16 protein-coding genes are annotated in these 17,915 nt (G+C 69.5%); 14 read left to right on the forward strand and 2 right to left on the reverse strand.

Annotated features, from left to right (window positions below):
* Window positions 1-340 precede the first annotated feature (340 nt).
* The 13 genes from leuA to VGW35_13480 all read left to right on the forward strand — a co-directional run bounded on the left by leuA (window position 341) and on the right by VGW35_13480 (window position 14,676).
* Window positions 341-1,993, forward strand: a complete 1,653-nt coding sequence (gene leuA, locus VGW35_13420; protein HEV8308655.1) for a 2-isopropylmalate synthase — start codon at window positions 341-343, stop codon at window positions 1,991-1,993.
* A gap of 117 nt (window positions 1,994-2,110) precedes the next feature.
* Complete coding sequence (locus VGW35_13425) at window positions 2,111-3,202, forward strand: mandelate racemase/muconate lactonizing enzyme family protein (protein ID HEV8308656.1); 1,092 nt, start codon at window positions 2,111-2,113, stop codon at window positions 3,200-3,202.
* Between the two features lie 131 nt (window positions 3,203-3,333).
* Entirely contained in the window at window positions 3,334-4,320 is a 987-nt protein-coding gene (locus VGW35_13430) for a TRAP transporter substrate-binding protein (protein ID HEV8308657.1), read from the forward strand.
* A 30-nt stretch (window positions 4,321-4,350) separates the two neighbouring features.
* Window positions 4,351-4,821, forward strand: coding sequence for a TRAP transporter small permease (locus VGW35_13435; protein ID HEV8308658.1), 471 nt, complete (start codon window positions 4,351-4,353; stop codon window positions 4,819-4,821).
* Window positions 4,821-6,113: a TRAP transporter large permease gene (locus tag VGW35_13440; GenBank protein ID HEV8308659.1), complete on the forward strand. Its 1,293-nt coding sequence runs from the start codon at window positions 4,821-4,823 to the stop codon at window positions 6,111-6,113. Before VGW35_13435 ends, VGW35_13440 begins: the two co-directional genes overlap by 1 nt.
* Window positions 6,114-6,128: 15 nt before the next feature.
* Window positions 6,129-6,827 (forward strand): cyclase family protein, encoded by a 699-nt coding sequence (locus tag VGW35_13445; protein ID HEV8308660.1) that lies wholly within the window; start codon window positions 6,129-6,131, stop codon window positions 6,825-6,827.
* A 52-nt stretch (window positions 6,828-6,879) separates the two neighbouring features.
* Window positions 6,880-7,827 (forward strand): alpha/beta hydrolase, encoded by a 948-nt coding sequence (locus tag VGW35_13450; GenBank protein ID HEV8308661.1) that lies wholly within the window; start codon window positions 6,880-6,882, stop codon window positions 7,825-7,827.
* A 34-nt stretch (window positions 7,828-7,861) separates the two neighbouring features.
* Window positions 7,862-8,773, forward strand: a complete 912-nt coding sequence (locus VGW35_13455) for a VOC family protein (GenBank protein ID HEV8308662.1) — start codon at window positions 7,862-7,864, stop codon at window positions 8,771-8,773.
* A gap of 45 nt (window positions 8,774-8,818) precedes the next feature.
* Window positions 8,819-10,006 carry an amino acid ABC transporter substrate-binding protein gene (locus VGW35_13460; GenBank protein ID HEV8308663.1) on the forward strand — a complete coding sequence of 396 codons (1,188 nt, stop codon included), beginning with the start codon at window positions 8,819-8,821 and terminating at the stop codon, window positions 10,004-10,006.
* The gene (locus tag VGW35_13465; GenBank protein ID HEV8308664.1) at window positions 9,991-11,451 is read left to right on the forward strand and encodes a hypothetical protein; all 1,461 of its coding nucleotides are present in this window, start codon (window positions 9,991-9,993) and stop codon (window positions 11,449-11,451) included. Before VGW35_13460 ends, VGW35_13465 begins: the two co-directional genes overlap by 16 nt.
* Before the next feature lie 4 nt (window positions 11,452-11,455).
* Window positions 11,456-12,358 (forward strand): NAD(P)-dependent oxidoreductase, encoded by a 903-nt coding sequence (locus VGW35_13470; GenBank protein ID HEV8308665.1) that lies wholly within the window; start codon window positions 11,456-11,458, stop codon window positions 12,356-12,358.
* Window positions 12,358-13,665 (forward strand): Xaa-Pro peptidase family protein, encoded by a 1,308-nt coding sequence (locus tag VGW35_13475; GenBank protein ID HEV8308666.1) that lies wholly within the window; start codon window positions 12,358-12,360, stop codon window positions 13,663-13,665. The genes VGW35_13470 and VGW35_13475 overlap by 1 nt, the downstream gene beginning before the upstream one ends.
* A 12-nt stretch (window positions 13,666-13,677) precedes the next feature.
* Complete coding sequence (locus VGW35_13480; protein ID HEV8308667.1) at window positions 13,678-14,676, forward strand: ABC transporter substrate-binding protein; 999 nt, start codon at window positions 13,678-13,680, stop codon at window positions 14,674-14,676.
* 75 nt (window positions 14,677-14,751) lie between these two features.
* Here VGW35_13480 and VGW35_13485 read toward each other — a convergent pair whose 3' ends face one another.
* Together VGW35_13485 and VGW35_13490 are read right to left on the reverse strand one after the other, a co-directional pair.
* Complete coding sequence (locus VGW35_13485) at window positions 14,752-14,964, reverse strand: hypothetical protein (GenBank protein HEV8308668.1); 213 nt, start codon at window positions 14,962-14,964, stop codon at window positions 14,752-14,754.
* A gap of 107 nt (window positions 14,965-15,071) precedes the next feature.
* Window positions 15,072-16,445 carry an AMP-binding protein gene (locus VGW35_13490; protein HEV8308669.1) on the reverse strand — a complete coding sequence of 458 codons (1,374 nt, stop codon included), beginning with the start codon at window positions 16,443-16,445 and terminating at the stop codon, window positions 15,072-15,074.
* Window positions 16,446-16,539: 94 nt separating this feature from the next.
* Between VGW35_13490 and VGW35_13495 the strand changes: the two genes are divergently transcribed.
* A partial coding sequence (locus VGW35_13495) for an ATPase, T2SS/T4P/T4SS family (GenBank protein ID HEV8308670.1) occupies window positions 16,540-17,915 on the forward strand: 1,376 nt, incomplete at its 3' end.

The following is a 17,915-nucleotide window of genomic DNA, read 5'->3' on the forward strand; positions in this document are numbered from 1 at the left end:
GTCCCCTGCGACGTTTCTGACCAGCCTCGGCTCGCGGTCGGCCAGGAGTTGACCGGCCCGCGTCGGACCGCCGGCACGTCCCGGCCTCTCGGCGCTCCGGGGTGACCAGCCCGCCTTGGCGCCATCACAGGAGGCTTGACACGGAGAGCGGGCGCGGCGAGAATGCCGGCCACATGAAGGTGCTCGTCGCGCCCCGCGTAAGCTCGGTCCTGCTCCTGACCTAGGCGCGCGCCGCACCCGGCGCGCGCCAGAGCCTCTCCTGTTGCCCGGAGAGGCTTTTTTGTTTTTCGCGGCTCGAAAGGAGGCTCCCGTGGCCCCGAAGCTCGGCTCCCCGGCATCGATGCCCTTCGCCCGCTATCGGCCCTTCGCTCCCATCCCGCTGCCCGACCGGACGTGGCCGGACCGGGTGATCACCCGGGCCCCGCGGTGGTGCAGCGTCGACCTGCGCGACGGCAACCAGGCGCTGATCGACCCCATGGACCCGCCCCGCAAGCGACGCATGTTCGACCTGCTCGTGCGCTGCGGGTTCAAGGAGATCGAGGTGGGGTTCCCGGCGGCGTCCCAGCCCGACTTCGACTTCGTCCGGCAGCTCGTCGAGGAGGATCTGATCCCCGAGGACGTGACGATCCAGGTGCTCACTCAAGCCCGGCCGGAGCTCATCGAGCGCACCTTCCAGTCGCTGCGGGGAGCGCCGCGGGCGGTGGTCCACCTCTACAACTCGACATCCACCCTGCAGCGCCGCGTGGTCTTCGGGCTGGACCGCGCCGGCATCGTCGACATCGCCGTGCGGGGCGCTCGGCTCTGCCGGGATCTGAGCCGGACCATCCCCGAGTGCGACGTGTACTACCAGTACTCGCCCGAGAGCTTCACCGCCACCGAGCTCGATTTCGCCATCGAGATCTGCGAGGCGGTCAGGGAGGTGTGGGCGCCGACGGCGGCCCGTCCGATCATCTTGAATCTGCCCGCCACCGTCGAGATGGCCACCCCCAACGTGTACGCCGATCAGGTCGAATGGTTCCTGCGCCACGTCCGGGCCCGTGACACCATCGTGCTGTCGCTCCACCCCCACAACGACCGCGGCACCGCGGTGGCGGCCGCCGAGCTCGCGGTCATGGCCGGCGCCGACCGCGTGGAGGGCACGCTGTTCGGCAACGGGGAGCGCACCGGCAACGTCGACCTCGTCACCCTCGCGCTGAACCTCTTCAGCCAGGGGGTCGATCCGGCCCTCGATTTCTCGGACATCGACGCGGCGCGCCGCACCGTCGAGCACGTGAACCGCCTGCCCGTCCATCCGCGCCACCCCTACGCCGGCGACCTCGTCTATACCGCCTTCTCCGGCTCGCATCAGGACGCCATCAAGAAGGGTTTCGAGGCCCTGGGCAAGGTCTACGACGTCTGGGGAGTCCCCTACCTGCCCATCGACCCGCATCACGTGGGGCGGAGCTACGAGGCGGTGATCCGGGTCAACAGCCAGTCGGGCAAGGGGGGCGTGGCGTACATCATGAAGTTCGAGCACGGCCTCGACCTGCCGCGCCGGCTGCAGGTCGAGTTCTCGGCGGTCATCCAGCGCCTGGCCGAGGCGACGGGGACCGAGGTCACCGCCGACCGGATCTGGTCGACGTTCGAGTCGACCTATCTCACGCCGGCCCGGCCGCTGGCGCTGATCGGGCACGCCGTGGCCCCGGCGGCGGGCCAGCCGGGTCGGATCCTGCTCGAGGCCCGGCTCCGCCTGGAGGAGGGCGAGCGCACGGTACGCGGTCAGGGCGGCGACCCCGTCACGGCCCTGGCCGACGCGCTGCGGCGAGACGGTGGCCTGGCCGTGGAGGCCCTGGATTACCACCAGCACCTGGTGGGCGAAGGCCCCGGCGCCGCCGCCGTCGTCTACGTCGAGGCTCGAGTCGGCGGGGATCGAGTCCGGTGGGGTGTCGGGCTCGATCCCGACCTCGTCACGGCCTCGCTCCGCGCGGTGGTGAGCGCCGTGAACCGCGTCTGACGGCGCGGCGGCTCGCCTGCCGGCTGGTGCTCCCCGCTCCGGCTGGGCTATGCTGGCCGGCAGCCGGGGCCGCGCCTTGGCGCGACGTGAAGGCCGCGAGAAGAAAGGACACGGGCGATGAAGGTCACGCGCATCCAGGCGACCAGTCATCGAGTTCCGATCACCGTCCCGCTCTTGTCCGAGCCGATTCACCGGGAATTCGTGTTCGTGCGGCTGCAGACCGACAGCGGGGCGACCGGCTACGGGCTCACCGGGCCCGTCCAGCGATCGGGGGTCCGCGAATTCATCAACAAGGAGATCGCGCCACTGCTGGCGGGGGCCGATCCGCTCGCGACCGAACGGATCTGGCACGACCTGTTTTACCGGCTGAATCCTCGCGTGCAGACCGGCGTGTGGTCGTCCGGGGTCAGCGCGGTGGACATCGCCCTCTGGGATCTCAAGGGCAAGCTGCTCGGGCAGCCTGTGTGGCGGCTGCTGGGCGGCTATAACCGCACCGTCGAAGCCTATGTGACGTTCGGGCTCGCCGAGTACGATCGCGATCAGCTCGTCGAGGCGGCCAAGCTGTTCGTGAAGCAGGGGCACGACAAGCTCAAGATGGTAGTGGGGGCCGGACCGCGCAAGGACCCTGTCGAGGACGCCGCGCGGGTTCGGATGGTCCGGGAGGCGGTCGGGGAGCGCGTGGACCTGATGGTCGACGCCAACTACATGCTCTCCTTCCCGCAGGCCCGGGACCTGTGTCACCGCATCGAACCCTATCGGATCACCTGGTTCGAAGAGCCGGTCTACGGAAACGACGCCCGGCTCCTGGCGAGCCTCCGCCGGCAAACCCGAATCCCGATTGCCGCCGGCCAGAACGAAGGGCACAAGTGGCGACACCGCGAGCTGCTGGTGAACGAGGCGATCGACATCGCGCAGCCCAACGTGGTGTGGGTCGGCGGCTACACCGAGGCCGTGAAAGTCGCGGCCATGGCCCAGAGCTTCAACGTGCCCATCGCCAACGGCGGGGGATGGCCGCATCACAACATGCATTTGATCGCCGGCGTCGCCAACGGATGGCGCGTCGAGTTCCACCTGTTGATGTGGCTGACGGGGGAGATGATCTATCGCCATGCGCCGAGCCCGGCGGACGGCATGGTGACGTTGACCGAGCAGCCGGGATTGGGCCTCGAACCGCAGGAGGAAGTCCTGAGGGACACCGAGGAGCGGTGAGGATGGAGAGCCGTCCGGGCCCGGCCGCAGCGGCGGAGCAGGCGCCCATGCCATGCAGCCATGCCACTGCCGGGAGCCGTCACGGGCGGGAGATGAGGAGCGGAGGCCGTACCACGGCCGGAGGACGCGCGATGAGACGGTGGGCTACTCTGGGCATGACGTTGATCGTGGCCGTGAGTCTCGTGACGCTCGTCGCGACCGGGAGCAACGGCGCCACGATGGGGGTACGACTCGGCCACGGCATGGGACCGAACCACCACATCAACAAGGCCGCATTCCGCTTCAAGGAGGTGGTCGAGAGTCGGAGTAGCGGAGCCATCAAGGTCGAGCTGTTCCCTGGACAGGTGATGGGCAACGACGAAGAAATGCTGGTGGCGACGACTCTCGGGACCCTCGACGTCGTGATGGCGCCGGCCGGGGCCTGGGGCATCCTCCAGCCCGAGTTCCAGCTCTTCTCGCTGGTGTACATGTTCCGGGACGCGGAGCACGCCGAGAAGGTGTTCCGCGGACCGATGATCACCGACCTCTCGGGCAAGCTGGTCGCGAACAAGAGCATTCGGATTCTGGCCCCGTTCTTCTACTACGGGAAGCGACAGCTGACGGCAAACAAGCCGATCCGGCGGCCGGAAGACCTCAAAGGCCTGACGATCCGGGTCCCGAACGTCCGGGTGCACCAGGAGGGCGTGGCCGCCCTCGGTGGCCAGGCCACGCCGCTCAACTTCCCGGAAGTGTATCTGGCCCTCAAGCAGGGCGTGATGGACGGGCAGGAGAATCCCGCCTCGCAGATCCTGGACGGCAAGCTCTACGAGGTGCAGAAGTACCTGATGCTCACGGAGCACATCATCACGAACTTCGTGATGGGCGCGAACGAGGCGAGCTTCAAGCGGCTGAGCCCCGACCAGCAGAAGATCTTCGTCGAGGCGGCGAAGGAGGCGGAGGCCTATAACAACGAGCTCGCCTTCAAGGAAGAGAAGACCGCGGTGGAGGCGCTGGCGAAGAACGGGATGACGGTCATCACCCCGGACAAGCCCGCGTTCATCAAGGTGACCGAGCCGGTCCGGCTCAAATACGCCAAGGACTTCGTCGAGGTATACCGGCGGATTCAGGACACCAAGTAGGAGGGCGGATCCTCTCGCGGACGCGCGCTCGTGCGACGGGCATTCTCGGCTCTCGGCCGGAACTGCGAAGACGTGCTGGGTGCCGTCTGTCTGGTGACGATCGGGCTGACGGTCCTGGTCCAGATCGTCTCCCGGTATCTGCTGCGGGACCCGGTCAAGTGGAGCGATGAGCTGGGCCGGGTCCTCCTGGCCTGGCTGACTTTTCTGGGCGCGAGCGCGGTCCTGCGGGCGGGCGGCCATCCCCGGACGGCGGTCGTGCGAGATTGGTTCGGGCCGCGGGGGCGCCGGATGTTCGACAGGTTCGCCATGTTGTGTTGGGTCGTGTTGCTCGCGTACGGGACCTACTACGGGTTCGTTCTCGTCTCCAAACTGACGACCATCAAGCTGGTGACGCTCAATGCATCGTGGGCGTGGTGGTACGCCGCCTTTCCGATCGGCACGGCGTTCATGCTGATGCGAATCGTGGAGAGAGTGGCGCGCGGCAAGGGTCTCGACGATTGATGGAGACGCATGCGGCGCTGCTGTTCGGCGTGTTCTTCCTGCTGGTGGCCCTCAGCGTCCCCATCGGGGTGTCGCTGGGGGCCGCCGCGCTCGTGTATCTCTTCGTGAATCAGGAAGCGATCATCAGTCTCGCCCAGCGGGCGGTGATCGGCACCAACTCGTTCCTGCTCGTCGCGGTGCCGTTCTTCGTCCTGGCGGGAAACCTGATGAACACGGGGGGCATCACGCGGCGTCTCTTCCGGTTCGCGTCGGCCCTGGTGGGGCGGCTGCCGGGGGGATTGGGGCACGCCAACGTGGTGGCCAACGTCATCATGGCCGGGATGTCGGGATCGGCGGTCGCCGATGCCGCCGGGCTGGGCACGGTCCAGATCCCCGCGATGAAGGAAGCTGGCTACGACGAGGACTTCAGCACCGGATTGACGGTGGCGGCGGCCACGATCGGCCCCATCATTCCGCCGAGCATCAACATGGTGGTGTACGCGTTCCTGGCCGAAGTCTCGATCGGGCGCATGTTTCTGGGCGGCTTCGTGCCCGGGGTGTTCATGGCCGTGTCGCTGATGGCGATAGTCTACATGTACGCCGTGCGCCGGCGCTATCCGAAGGGGCCCCGGATGGGGATCCGCGAGATCGCGACCGCCTCCCTGGAGGCGGTTCCGGCCTTGCTGACCCCGGTCCTCCTGCTGGGTGGCATGTTCATCGGCGTCTTCACGCCGACCGAGGCCGCGGTCGTCGCGTCGGTCTACGCGCTGCTCCTGGGTTGGCTGTGGTACCGCTCCATCGACCTGCGGGGGTTCTACGCGGCGTGCGTGGGGAGCCTGCGCATAACCGCGACGACCATGTTCATCATGGCGATGGCGTCGGTGTTCGCGTGGGCGCTGGCCCGGGAGCAGATCCCGCAGGCGGCTGCCGGGTTCGTCTTCTCGATCACCGAGAACAAGGTCCTGGTACTGCTGATGGTGAACATCGTCTTGCTGATCGCGGGGTGCGTCCTCGACGCCGTGTCGGCGCTGATCATCCTCATGCCGATCCTGCTCCCGATCCAGAAGCAGCTCGGGGTCGATCCGATCCATTACGGCGTGATGGTCGTGTTCAACATCACGTTGGGGAACATCACGCCGCCGGTGGGCATGTGCCTGTACGTCGGCAGCGCCGTGGCCCAGATCTCACTCGACCGCGTCGTGCGCGCCACGCTGCCGTTTCTGGTGCCGTTGCTGATCGTGCTTGCCATCATCACCTACGTCCCGCAGACGGTGTTGTTGCTGCCCAACGCGGTCATGGGCGTGGGGCGGTAGAAAGGAAGGAGACGGATGAGCCGGATCGTGGACCTCAGTTATCCGATCGAGCCGCACTGGCGGCACACGTTCTTCAACGAGCTGATCGTGCACGAGAACTTCGAGTACAAGGAGGGCGACTACGGCCGGTACTGGCATGACGCCTACATCCACATCAACAGCCACGCCTTCACCCACCTCGATGCGCCCCTGCATTTCACCCCCGGGGCCAAATCTCTGGACCAGATGCCCCTGGAAACCTGGGCCGGCCGGGCGGTGATCGTCGATCTGAGCTACAAGAAGGACGACGAGGGGATCACGGCCGAGGACCTGGAGAAGCAAGGGCAGAAGATCCAGCGGGGCGACATCGCGATCATGATGACGCGGTTCGACGAGCGGTGCTCGATCAAGGAACGCCGGTTCTGGCAGCACTTTCCGTACATGGAGCGATCGGCCTGCGAGTGGCTCGTCGGGCGGGGCATCAAGGCCTACGGCGTCGACTTCCCGCCGGACTACTCTACCCGGTACTTCGTGAGCGAGAAGCCGGAGCGAGCGATCCCCGACCAGGAGGAGTTCACGACGCACTTCGCCTTCCTGCCGCGCGAGATCGGGATCATCGAGTACCTGTGCAATCTGGGCGCCCTGCGGCGGGACGTGGTGCAACTCTATGCGCTGCCGCTCAAGATCATCGGACTGGACGGCTGTCCGGCGCGGGTGATCGCGGTCGAGGACTGATGGGCCTGGGACGACGCGTCGGGGACGTCGCACGGGGCTCGAGAGGAGTGACATGATGCCAGCGGGCGAGGAACGCAAAGTCGAGTTCTACAGCTCCGGTCTTCGCCTGCGGGGAGTTCTCTATCTGCCAGCCGGCGCGGACTCGCGACTGCCGCTGCCTGGCGTGGTCCTCTGTAACGGCTTCACCACCGTGAAAGAGCTCTACCTGCCGCCACTGGCGCGCGCCCTGGCGGCCGCGGGATTCGCGGCGCTGGCGTTCGATTACCGCGGTTTCGGAGAGAGCGAAGGGCCGGCGGGACGGCTGATTCCGACCGAGGAAGTCGAGGATGCCCGGAACGCGATCACGTTCCTGCAGAGTCAGCCCGAGATCGACGGCGCGCGCATCGGGCTCTTCGGAACGAGCTTCGGGGGGGGAATCGCGATTGCCGCGGGCGCGGCGGACCGGCGGGCGCGAGCGATCGTCAGCAACGTGCCGGTCTGCCACGGCGAGCGGTGGCTCCGAGGGATGCGGCCCTACTGGGACTGGGTGGAGTTTCGCCGCCAGCTCCAGGCGGACCGGATGGGCCGGGTCCTGACCGGGAAATCCCGGATGGTCGACCGGGCCGTCATTGCCCCGCCCGATCCGGCCGCCCGGCGGACCCACGATCGACAGCCGCCTCGCCCGCAGTTGCTGCTGGAGTCCGGCGAAGCCATCATCGAGTTCAAGCCCGAAGAGATCGTCGAGCGCCTCAGCCCGCGCCCGCTGCTCATGATCGTCGCCGCCGACGACACGCGGGTGCCGCCGGAGGTCAGCTTACCGACGTTCGAGCGCGCCAAGGAGCCGAAGTCGCTGACGGTCCTGGAGGGCATCGAGCACCACGAGGTGTATGAGCCCCCGGCGCGAGACCGCCTTCTCGGAGTGCTCGTGCCCTGGCTGAAGACCCATCTCGAAGCGAGGGATCCGCCCGACAACTCCCTCGCCTTTCACGTAGGACTGGCCAGCCGGCCGGAAAACCCGTAGACTCTCCCCGAGAGGCCCTTCAGGAGGATCAGCCATGCCGGTCCGCGCCCTGCTCCATTACGCGCTCGAGGTCCCCGATCAGACCGTCGGGGAGAAGTTCTATCGCCATTTCGGCCTCATCGACGAGCCCCGGCGGGATAGCGCGGTGCACCTGCGTCCGGCCCCCCTCAAGCGCGAGTGCACTCTCCTCTACGCGGGCCCGAAGAAGCGCCTTCACCACCTCGCGTTCGGGGCCCCCGGGGACGACTTCGAGGCGGTGCGGGAATCCATCCGGCGGGCGGGGGTTCGCGAGGTCGATCCGCCCCCGGGCGCGCCGGAAGGCGGTCTGTGGATCCGGGACCCCGACGGCCACGCCGTGAACGTCCGCCCCGAGGGGCGCCAGGAGCCGCCGGCCGACCCGCCCCCGGCCGTCAACACCCCGGGTCACATCCGGCGGGAGACGGTGCGCGGGTGTCCGGAGCGGACGCTTCCGATCGCGCCCCGCAAGCTCGGCCACGTGCTGTTCTTCACGCCGGATCTCGATCGGCAGATCGACTTCTACAGCCGGGTCCTCGGGCTCAAGCTGAGCGACCGGGTGAAGAGCTTCGTGGCGTTCCTCCGCTGCAGCACCGACCACCACAATCTCGCGTTCCTGGCCTCCAGAGGCCCGGGCTTCCATCACGCCTCGTTCCAGGTGGGTTCGATCGACGAGATCGCGCTCGGCGCCGCGCGCATGCGCGACGCCGGATGGCAGCAGGGATGGGGGCTCGGCCGCCACGTGATCGGGTCGAACTACTTCTACTACACGCGGGACCCCTGGGGGAGCTTCGCCGAGTACTACCACGATCTCGACTACATCCCCGAACAGTGCGCCTGGGTCCCCCGCGACTTCCCGGAAGAGGATTCGCTGTACGTCTGGGGGCCGCCGCCGCCTCCGGAGTTCATCGAGAACACCGAGCTCGTCTGAGCGTCGGAGGGGCCGTCGCGGCCTCCTCCCAAGTCGGAGGCGACAGTGCTCCCACGTGTCCTCGTCGCGACCCTCTTCGGCGCCGTCGCCGCGGTCTTGAGCGTCCTGCTCGTCGGCCCGGGTCTCGCCCAGGGTCCGATCCGGATCGGCGCGTCGCTGTCCATGACCGGCACCTACGCCCAGCCGGCCAACTTTCAGCGCGAGGGATACCTCCTCTGCGAAAAGGAGCTCAACGGCCAGGGCGGCCTCCTCGGCCGCAAGATCCAGTTCGTGCTCTACGATGACCAGTCCCAGCCGGCGACGGCCGTGCGCCTCTACGAGCGGCTGATCACCGAGGACAAGGTCGACGTGGTCATGGGCCCGTACTCGTCACCTGTCACCGAGGCGGTCGCCAACGTGACCGAGAAGTACCAGAAGATCATGGTCTCGCCGCTGGCCGCGACCACCTCCATCTTCCGGAAGGGGCGGAAGTACATCGTCATGGTCATCTCGCCGGCCGAGGTCTATCTGGAGGGGCTGCTCGACCTGGCCGCGAAGAGCGGGTTCCGGACGGTCGCGCTCCTCAACGAGGACACGCTCTTTCCCAAGGCGACGGTGCTGGGGACGGTCGAGCTGGCCCGGCAAAAAGGACTCCAGGTCGTCTTCCAGGAGGCGTATCCGAAGGGCAACACCGAGTTCTCCGCGCTCCTGGTGAAGGTGAAGGCCGCCCAGCCGGACGTCATCGGCGCCGCGACCTACTTCGACGACGCGGTGGCGCTCACCCGCCAGATGAAGGAGCTGGACGTCAACCCCAAGATGTTCGGCGTCACGGTCGGCGGCGACCTTCCCCGCTTCGGGGAGCTCCTCGGCAAGAACGCCGAGTTCGTGTACAGCGCCTCCCAGTGGGAGCCGACGCTGCCCCATCCGGGGGCCCGGGAGTTCAGCGAGCGATATCAGAAGGAGTACGGCCACGAGCCCTCCTATCACTCGGCCGCCGGCTACGCGGGATGTCTGATCTTCGCCGAGGCGGTGAAGCGGGCGGGAAGCCTCGACACCGAGCGGGTCCGCAAGGCGCTCCTCGAGCTCAGGACCACGACGGTCTTCGGTGAGTACGCGGTGGACGCGGACGGCTTCCAGACTGCGCACAAGATGGTCACGCTCCAGTGGCAGGAGGGGAAGCGCACCGTCGTGTGGCCCGAGAGCGTCGCCGGCGCCAAAGCACGGATCCCGACGCCGCCGTGGTCGCGGCGGTGACCCGAGCCGGCCTCCTCGTCCGGGCGGCCGCGGTCCTGGGGCTGGCGTGGTGCGCCGGGCCGGGGGCGGCCCAGCCGCCGGGGCAGGGGCACGGCGCCGAGGCGCGCGACATGGCGCTGGTGGGGCACCACGACCTCCAGGCGCGCTCCGCCTACCAGCCGATCGTGCACCAGCACGGGGGACGCTGGATCGCCTACATCGGCCATCACGGCGGGACCGAGAAGGCGCCCAAGCCGCTCAATCCGTTGACGCGCGCCGAAGAGCCCAACGGCACGTCCATCCTGGACGTGACCGACCCGCGCCGCCCGCGCTACCTCGCCCACCTGCCGGGCGAGCCGGGGCTCGGGGAAAACGGCGGCGCCCAGATGGTCCGAGTGTGTGACGGCAAGACGCTGCCGAAGGGTGATCGCGATCGCGTCTACCTCCTCCGCACGTTCGGCAACTCGGCCCACGAGGTGTGGGACGTCACCGAGCCCGCCCGCCCGCGGCCGGTCAGCCGCCTGTCGGGGCTCAAGGGCACGCACAAGAACTGGTGGGAGTGCGACACCGGCATCGCCTACCTGGTCTCCGGGGTGGACGGGTGGCGGACGCGCCGCATGACCCAGATCTACGACCTGAGCGACCCGACGAAGCCCGTCTTCATCCGGAACTTCGGGCTGCCCGGTCAGGAGCCGACCGCGACCGGATCGGTGCCGACCGAGCTGCACGGGGCGATCTCGACCGGGCCGGCCGGGAACCGCGTCTACTTCGGCTACGGCACGAACAAGGCCGGCGTCCTCCAGATCGTCGACCGCCGGAAGCTGCTGACTGGCCCGCCCGCGCCGACGCCGGCCAACCTCCTCTTCCCGCAAGTCGGCCGGCTCGATCTGCCGCCGTGGATCGGGGCTCACACCGTCTTCCCGGTGCTGGGCATGGAGCTGGCGGAGTTCGCCGGGGACAAGGCAGGGCGCCGCCGCGATTTCGTCGTCATCAGCAACGAGTCCCTGGTCAACGAGTGCGCCGAGGCACGGCAGATGGTGTGGATCGTGGACGTCACCAACGAGGCGACGCCGTTCGGCGTGTCGAACTACACGGTGCGGGAGGCCGAGGGCAACTTCTGTGCCCGGGGGGGGCGCTTCGGCAATCATTCCTCCAACGAGAGCTTCACGGCCGTCTACCACCGCCGGCTCGTGTTCTTCGCCTGGTTCAACGCCGGCGTCCGGGCGCTGGACATCCGCGATCCGCTCAACCCCCGGGAGGTGGCCTCCTACATCCCGGCCACGACGCCGACCACGGAGCCGCGCTGCGTCAAGGTCGACGGCGTCGACCGCTGCAAGGTGGCGATCCAGACCAACAACCTCGAGGTCGACGATCGCGGCCTGATCTACGCCGTCGATCGCGCCAATACGGGGCTCTCCATCCTGGAGCTGACCGGCCCCGCCCGAGCCATCGCCAACATCCCCTGAGCGCATGCCGACGCTCGGCTTCGTCGGGCTGGGGGCCATGGGCGGCCGCATGGCGAAGCGCCTGCTCGACGCCGCCTACCCCGTCGTCGGCTACAACCGGACGCCGGCTCGGGCCCGGTGGCTGGTCGACGCCGGGATGCGGGCCGCCGCCTCGCCTCGCGCCGTCGCCGACGCAGCCGACGTCGTCTTCAGCATGGTGACCGACACCGACGCGCTCCACGCGGTGGCGCGCGGCCCGGACGGCATCCTGGCCGGCCTGCGTCCCGGCGCCGTGTACGTCGAGATGAGCACCGTCCACCCGGCGACGATACGCGCCCTGGGGGCCGAGGTGGTGTCGCGCGGGGCCGTGATGCTCGACGCCCCCGTGTCCGGCAGCGTCGCCACCCTGGAGGCCGGCCAGCTCGCCTTCATGGTCGGCGGTGACCCCGCGGTGCTCGAGCGCGTCCGGCCGTACCTCCTCGCCATCGGCCCCACGATCACCCACGTCGGCCCGCTGGGACTGGCCATGACGATGAAGGTCGCCACCAACCTCGGGCTGGCCGTCCAGATGCTGGCGTTCAGCGAGGCGGTTCTGCTCGCCGAGAAGGCCGGCATCGCCCGCGAGCGCGCCGTCGAGGCGTTGCTGCGGAGCGTGATCGCGTCGCCCATGGTCCGCTACCGGGGACCGTTCGTTCTCTCAATGCCGGCCGAGGCGTGGTTCGACGTCGGGATGATGCAGAAGGATCTGCGGCTGGCCCTCGACATCGGGCGCGCGGTCGGGGCCGTCCTCCCGGCCACGGCGCTGACCCACGAGTGGCTGGCCGCCGCCCAGGGCCGCGGGCTGGGCGAGTTCGATTTCGCGGTGGTGTTCGACGTGCTGGCGGAGCTGAGCGGGCTCCCGCCGAGCAAGAAATCCGGAGGGGCCTGATGGGACTTCCGACCTACGGCACCATGGGGGTCGACTGGGAAGAGCGCGTGAATTTCGACCGGCTGCGGCGGGACCGGCTCAGCCGGGTGACGGCGGCGCTGGGACACTCGGAGCTGGGCGGTCTCCTCTGCTTCGACATGTATAACATCCGCTACATCACCCACACGACCATCGGCGAATGGGCCCGGGACAAGCTGTCGCGCTTCGCCCTCTTGCCCCGCGAGGCCGAGCCGATCATGTGGGACTTCGGCTCCGCCGCCCGTCACCATCGGCTCTACTGTCCCTGGCTGGGCGAGCGCTCGCGCGCCGGCATCTCGCTCCTCCGGGGCGCGATGACGCCGGAGATGGGACGGGCCGAGGACCTGGCCCGCAAGATCAAGCGTGAGCTGGAGGCCCGCGGACTTCACCGGGCCCCCCTCGGTGTGGACGTGATCGAGCTGCCCATTCTGGCCGCGCTCCAGCAGGAGGGCCTCCAGGTCGTCGACGGCCAGCAGCTCATGCAGGCGGTGCGCCGCATCAAGACGCGGGACGAGATCGTCCTCCTCAATACCGCGGCCATGATGGTGGACGCGGCCTACGAGGACCTCTACCAGGCCCTCCGGCCGGGCATCCGGGAGAACGAGCTGGTGGGGATCGCCGCCAAGACGCTCTACGACCTGGGCTCCGAGGACGTGGAGGCCGTCAACGCGATCGCCGGCGAGCGCTGCAATCCGCATCCCCACGTCTTCTCCGACCGGGTGCTGCGGCCGGGCGATCCCGCCTACTTCGACATCCTCCACTCCTACATGGGCTACCGCACCTGCTATTACCGGTCCTTCGCGGTGGGCAGCGCCTCGGCCGCCATGGTCGACGCCTACAAGCGCTGCCGGGAGCTCCTCGACCAGGCCATCGCGATCGTCAAGCCGGGCATCACCACCGCCGACATCGTCGCCCTCTGGCCGCGCGCCCAGGAGTTCGGCTTCCCCGACGAGGAGGCGTGCTTCGGCCTCCAGTACGGCCACGGGGTCGGGCTCTCGATCTGGGAACAGCCGGTGATGAGCCGGCTGGTGTCACTCGAGCACCCGATGACGCTCGAGCCCGGCATGGTCTTCGCGCTCGAGAACTTCTGGCCGGCGTCGGACGGCTGGTCGGCGGCCCGCATCGAGGAGGAAGTGCTCGTCACCGAGACGGGGCACGAGATCCTGACCCGGTTCCCCGCCGAGACGCTGCTGGTGGCCGGCACCCGGTACTGGACCGCGACCGGCCCGCTGGCGGGCACGCGCGAGCTCGACCCGACGGCCAGCCCCCGGCGAGCCGACCTCGGCTGAGAGGAGGCGTCGATGCGCACGCGCTGGATGGCGACACTCGCGGCCGGGGTCCTGGCCGCCGCCCTCGTGGGCGGTCTCGCCGGGGCGGCGGACCCGGTCCTCCTCCGGGTCCGGGTTTTCCCGGGCGTCCACAACCTCGCGATCTTCGCCGGCCAGGCCAGAGGCATCTTCGCCAAGTACGGGGTCCAGGTCGAGCTCGAGTTCACGCCCAACTCCCAGGCGCTGCGCGACGGTCTCGCCGCCGGCGCCTTCGAGGTCGCCCACGCCGCGGTCGACAACGCCGTCGCCATGGTGGAGACGGCCGGCGCGGACGTCGTCGTGGTGGTGGGCGGCGACAGCAGCATGAACCAGCTCTTCGTCCAGCCCGAGGTCCGATCCATCATCGACCTCATGGGCAAGACGGTGATCGTGGACGCCCCGAACACCGCCTATGCCCTCCAGCTGAAGAAGATCCTGCTCAAGCACGGGCTCAAGGCCGGCCAGCACTACACGGTGAAGCCGATCGGCGGGACGTTCCAGCGGGCGGCCGCGATGCGCGAGCACAAGGAGTACGCGGCGACGATGCTGTATCCGCCCTACTCGATCGTGGCGGAGCGCGAGGGCCTCCGGAGCCTCGGGCTGGCCGTCAAGATGCTCGGCCCCTACCAGGCGACCGCCGGTTTCGTCCGGCGGTCCTGGGCCCAGGCGAACGCGTCGACCCTGGAGCGGTACCTCCAGGGATACGTCGGAGCTCTCCGCTGGGTGCTGGCGCCGGCCAATCGCGACGAGACGATCGCCCTCCTCGCCCAGCGCCTCAAGCTCGACCCCGACGTGGCGGCCGCGACCTACGCGCACGCCGTCGACCCGGCCGGCGGGCTCACGCCCGACGCGCGACTCGATCTGGAGGGGTTCCGCAACGTGCTCGCGCTCCGGGCCGAGCTGGAGGGCCAGTGGGGCGGCCAGCCGCCGGCGCCCGAGCGCTACTACGATCCGCAGTACTACCGCCGGGCGCTCGCCGCGCTCGGACCCTAGGTCATTTCGGGGGGGTCTCGGAAGACCCCCCCGAGGCCCCCCCGTCGTGGCGGCGGCAAAGCCGCCGCGCGGAGCCTATTCGAGGCCGCGCACGCTCGTTCGCGGCCTGACCCGCCGTCGCGCGCGAGGGTCGTCCTCGGGCGTCATCCCCCGCACGTCGCCCAGCGCCCACAGCGCGAGGTGGCACTCGGTCTCGAGGATCTGACCGACGCGCTCGATGACCGGGGCGGTCGCGACCCGGCGAATCCCGCGAGCCAGCCGCCGCAGCTCGCGCAGGCGGCGGATCATCTCCCGCCGGTCGCTCGGCGCCGGCCGGCGGGGCGCGGGACGCCGGACGGCCCGCGCCGACGACCGAGGACGACGGGATGCGATGGTGATCGGCCCGGTACGCCGCTTCATCGCTTGAGCTGCCACCGGTGGCCCGGCGGTCGATGGTCGAAGAACCGCTTCGCCTTCAGCTCGAAACGGGGCAGGCTGCCGGGGCCGACCACCTCGACCCCGATGGTCACGCCGATGGCCCGCTTGAGGACCGCCTCGGTCTCGGCGCGGATGGCGGGGTAGAGCGCGGCCGGGACGTCGGGGCGCGCCTCCGCTTTCACGGTCACCACGTCGTTCGACGCCTCCCGGCTCGCGTGCACCTCGTAGTGCTCGGACAGCCGGGCCACCTCGTGGAGGAGCGCCTCCACCGCGGTGGGATAGACGTTGACCCCCTTGACCACGATCATGTGGTCCGTCCGCCCCAGCACCCCGCCCGGGTAGCCGGTCCAGGTGCTCCCGCACGGGCACGGCGCCTGCGTCCATCGGACCAGGTCGTGCGTCCGGTACTTGATGAGCGGCTGCCCGTGCTGGATGTACGAGGTGACCAGGTGCTCGCCCACCTCGCCGTCGGGGACCCGGCGTCCCTGCTCGTCCACCACGAGCGCGTGGTACCAGTCCTCGCAGAGGTGGACCCGGTCGCCCAGCGGACAGCCCGGGTTGGTGGGACCGAGCTCGGCGATCCCGTACAGCTCGTAGACCCGGGCCCCCCAGGTCTCGGCGATGGCGTCGCGCGTGGTCGGGATGGATCCACCGGGCTCGCCCGACACGATGACCACCGACACCGAGCTCCTGGCCAGGTCCACGTTCATCCCGCGCGCCACCTCGCCGAGGTAGAGCGCGTAGGTCGGCGTCGCCAGCACCACGTCGGGCCGGTAGGCGAGGATCTGGTCGATCCGTCCCCGCGAGTCGAGCCCGCCGCCGGAGATGACGGTGCCGCCGAGGCGCCGGACGCCCATGTAGGCGCTCCAGAAGGCGGCGAAGATCCCCCAGTGGAAGGGGAAGTAGAAGGCGTGGTGGGGCCGCAGGCCGACGGACCAGAAGAGGGAGAGCCACGACTCGCCCCACAGGAGCGAGGAGTGGTAGGTGAGCGGGATGTGCAGGGGCACCCCCGTCGAGCCGGACGTCTGGAAACGGTGGAGGAAGAACTCCTCGGGCACCGCCAGCGCCTGCCCGAACGGCGGGCTCGCGGCCTGGGCCTCCAGGAGGTCCCCCTTGTCGATGACCGGCAGCCGCTTGTCGAAGTCGTCCATCGTGCGGACCTGGGCGGGCTTGACCCGGGCGCGGTCGAGGAGGCGCCGGTACATGGGGCTCCGGGCGTAGGCGTAGCGGACCAGGGCCTGGAGCTTGGCGAGGTGGAGGCGGTCCAGCTCGGCCCGGGGCAGGCTCTCGGTGTAGGGATTCCAGAACCGCGCGCGCAGCGTGCGGGCCTTGAAGAGCGCGAGGCTGGCCACGACGGCGGTACGGTAGCACCCGGTCCCCGGCCGGGCAACTGCGCTACAATGGCCGGACCGGCCAGGCCGGGATCACGATCGCGCAGGAGGCCCCGTGAATCCATCGGCAGGAGGAGAGCCGCGCCCGGGCGCGCGGGAGCCGGAGACCGCGCCGACTCCGGGGTCGCGGCCCGCGGTCGCCCGCGAGGGCCAGCTGCCCATGGGGCAGCGGCTCGGCCAGCTCCTGGTCGCCGAGTCCGCCATCACCGAAGCCCAGCTCGGCGCGGCGCTGGCCGATCAGACGCGCACCAACGAGAAGCTCGGCGCCGTCCTCGTCCGCCTCGGGGTCATCAGCGAACACCAGCTGGCCGCCGCGCTGGCCCGCGTGTGCGGCATCGCCGTCGTGCCGGCCCCCATCCCCGAGCTCTCCCCCGAGCTGCTCAAGCTGGTCCCCGCCCGGATCGCCCGCAAGTACGAGGTGATCCCGGTGCTGCGCAAGGCCGGCTCCCTCACCCTGGCCATGGCCGACCCGACCAACCTCCCCGCCCTCGACGACGTGGTGTTCGTGACCGGCCTGCGGGTCATCCCTGCCGTGGCGCCGCCCTCGGCGATCCGCCGGGCCATCGAGCAGGGGTACGGCCCCAGCGAAACGCTCAGCGAGGTGGACGCGGAGGCCGCGGAGATCGAGGTCGTGGAAGGGCGCGAGGGGCCGTCGCCCGTCGACCTCCTGGAGCTCCGGGCCTCCGCCGACCAGGCTCCCGTCGTCCGCATCGTGAACACCATCCTCCTCGATGCCATCCGGCGGGGCGCCTCGGACATCCACCTGGAGTCGGCCGAGGCCGCCCTGCGCATCCGCTTCCGGGTCGACGGCATGCTGCACGAGGCCAAGATCCTCCCCAAGCGGCTCGAGCCGGCGATCCTCTCGCGTATCAAGATCATGGCCAGCCTCGACATCGCGGAGCGGCGCCTCCCCCAGGACGGGCGGATCAAGCTCCGGCACGGGGCGGGGCGCGAGATCGACTTCCGGGTCAACGTCCTGCCGACCATGTTCGGCGAGAGCGCCTCGCTGCGGATCCTGGACAAGGAGGCGCTCAAGCTCGATCTCCACCACCTCGGGTTCGACACGCCCGCCCTGGAGCTGTTCCAGCGGGCGATCCGCAGCACGAATGGCATGATCCTGATCACGGGGCCGACCAGCTCGGGCAAGACCACCACGCTTTACTCGGCGATCCACACGCTGAACGCGCCGCACACCAAGATCCTGACCGTCGAGGACCCGGTGGAGTACCACCTCCCGGGCGTCAACCAGGTGCCGGCGAACGAGGAGATCGGGCGCACCTTCTCGGCCATCCTCCGCTCGTTCCTCCGGCACGATCCCGACGTGATCCTGGTCGGCGAGATGCGGGACACCGAGACCGCCCAGATCGCCATCCGGGCGGCGCTCACCGGGCACCTGGTTCTGAGCACGATCCACACCAACGACTGCCCGTC

The sequence above is a fragment of the Candidatus Methylomirabilota bacterium genome, from assembly GCA_036005065.1.
In the GTDB taxonomy this organism is placed as follows: Bacteria; Methylomirabilota; Methylomirabilia; order Rokubacteriales; family DASRDR01; genus DASYQW01.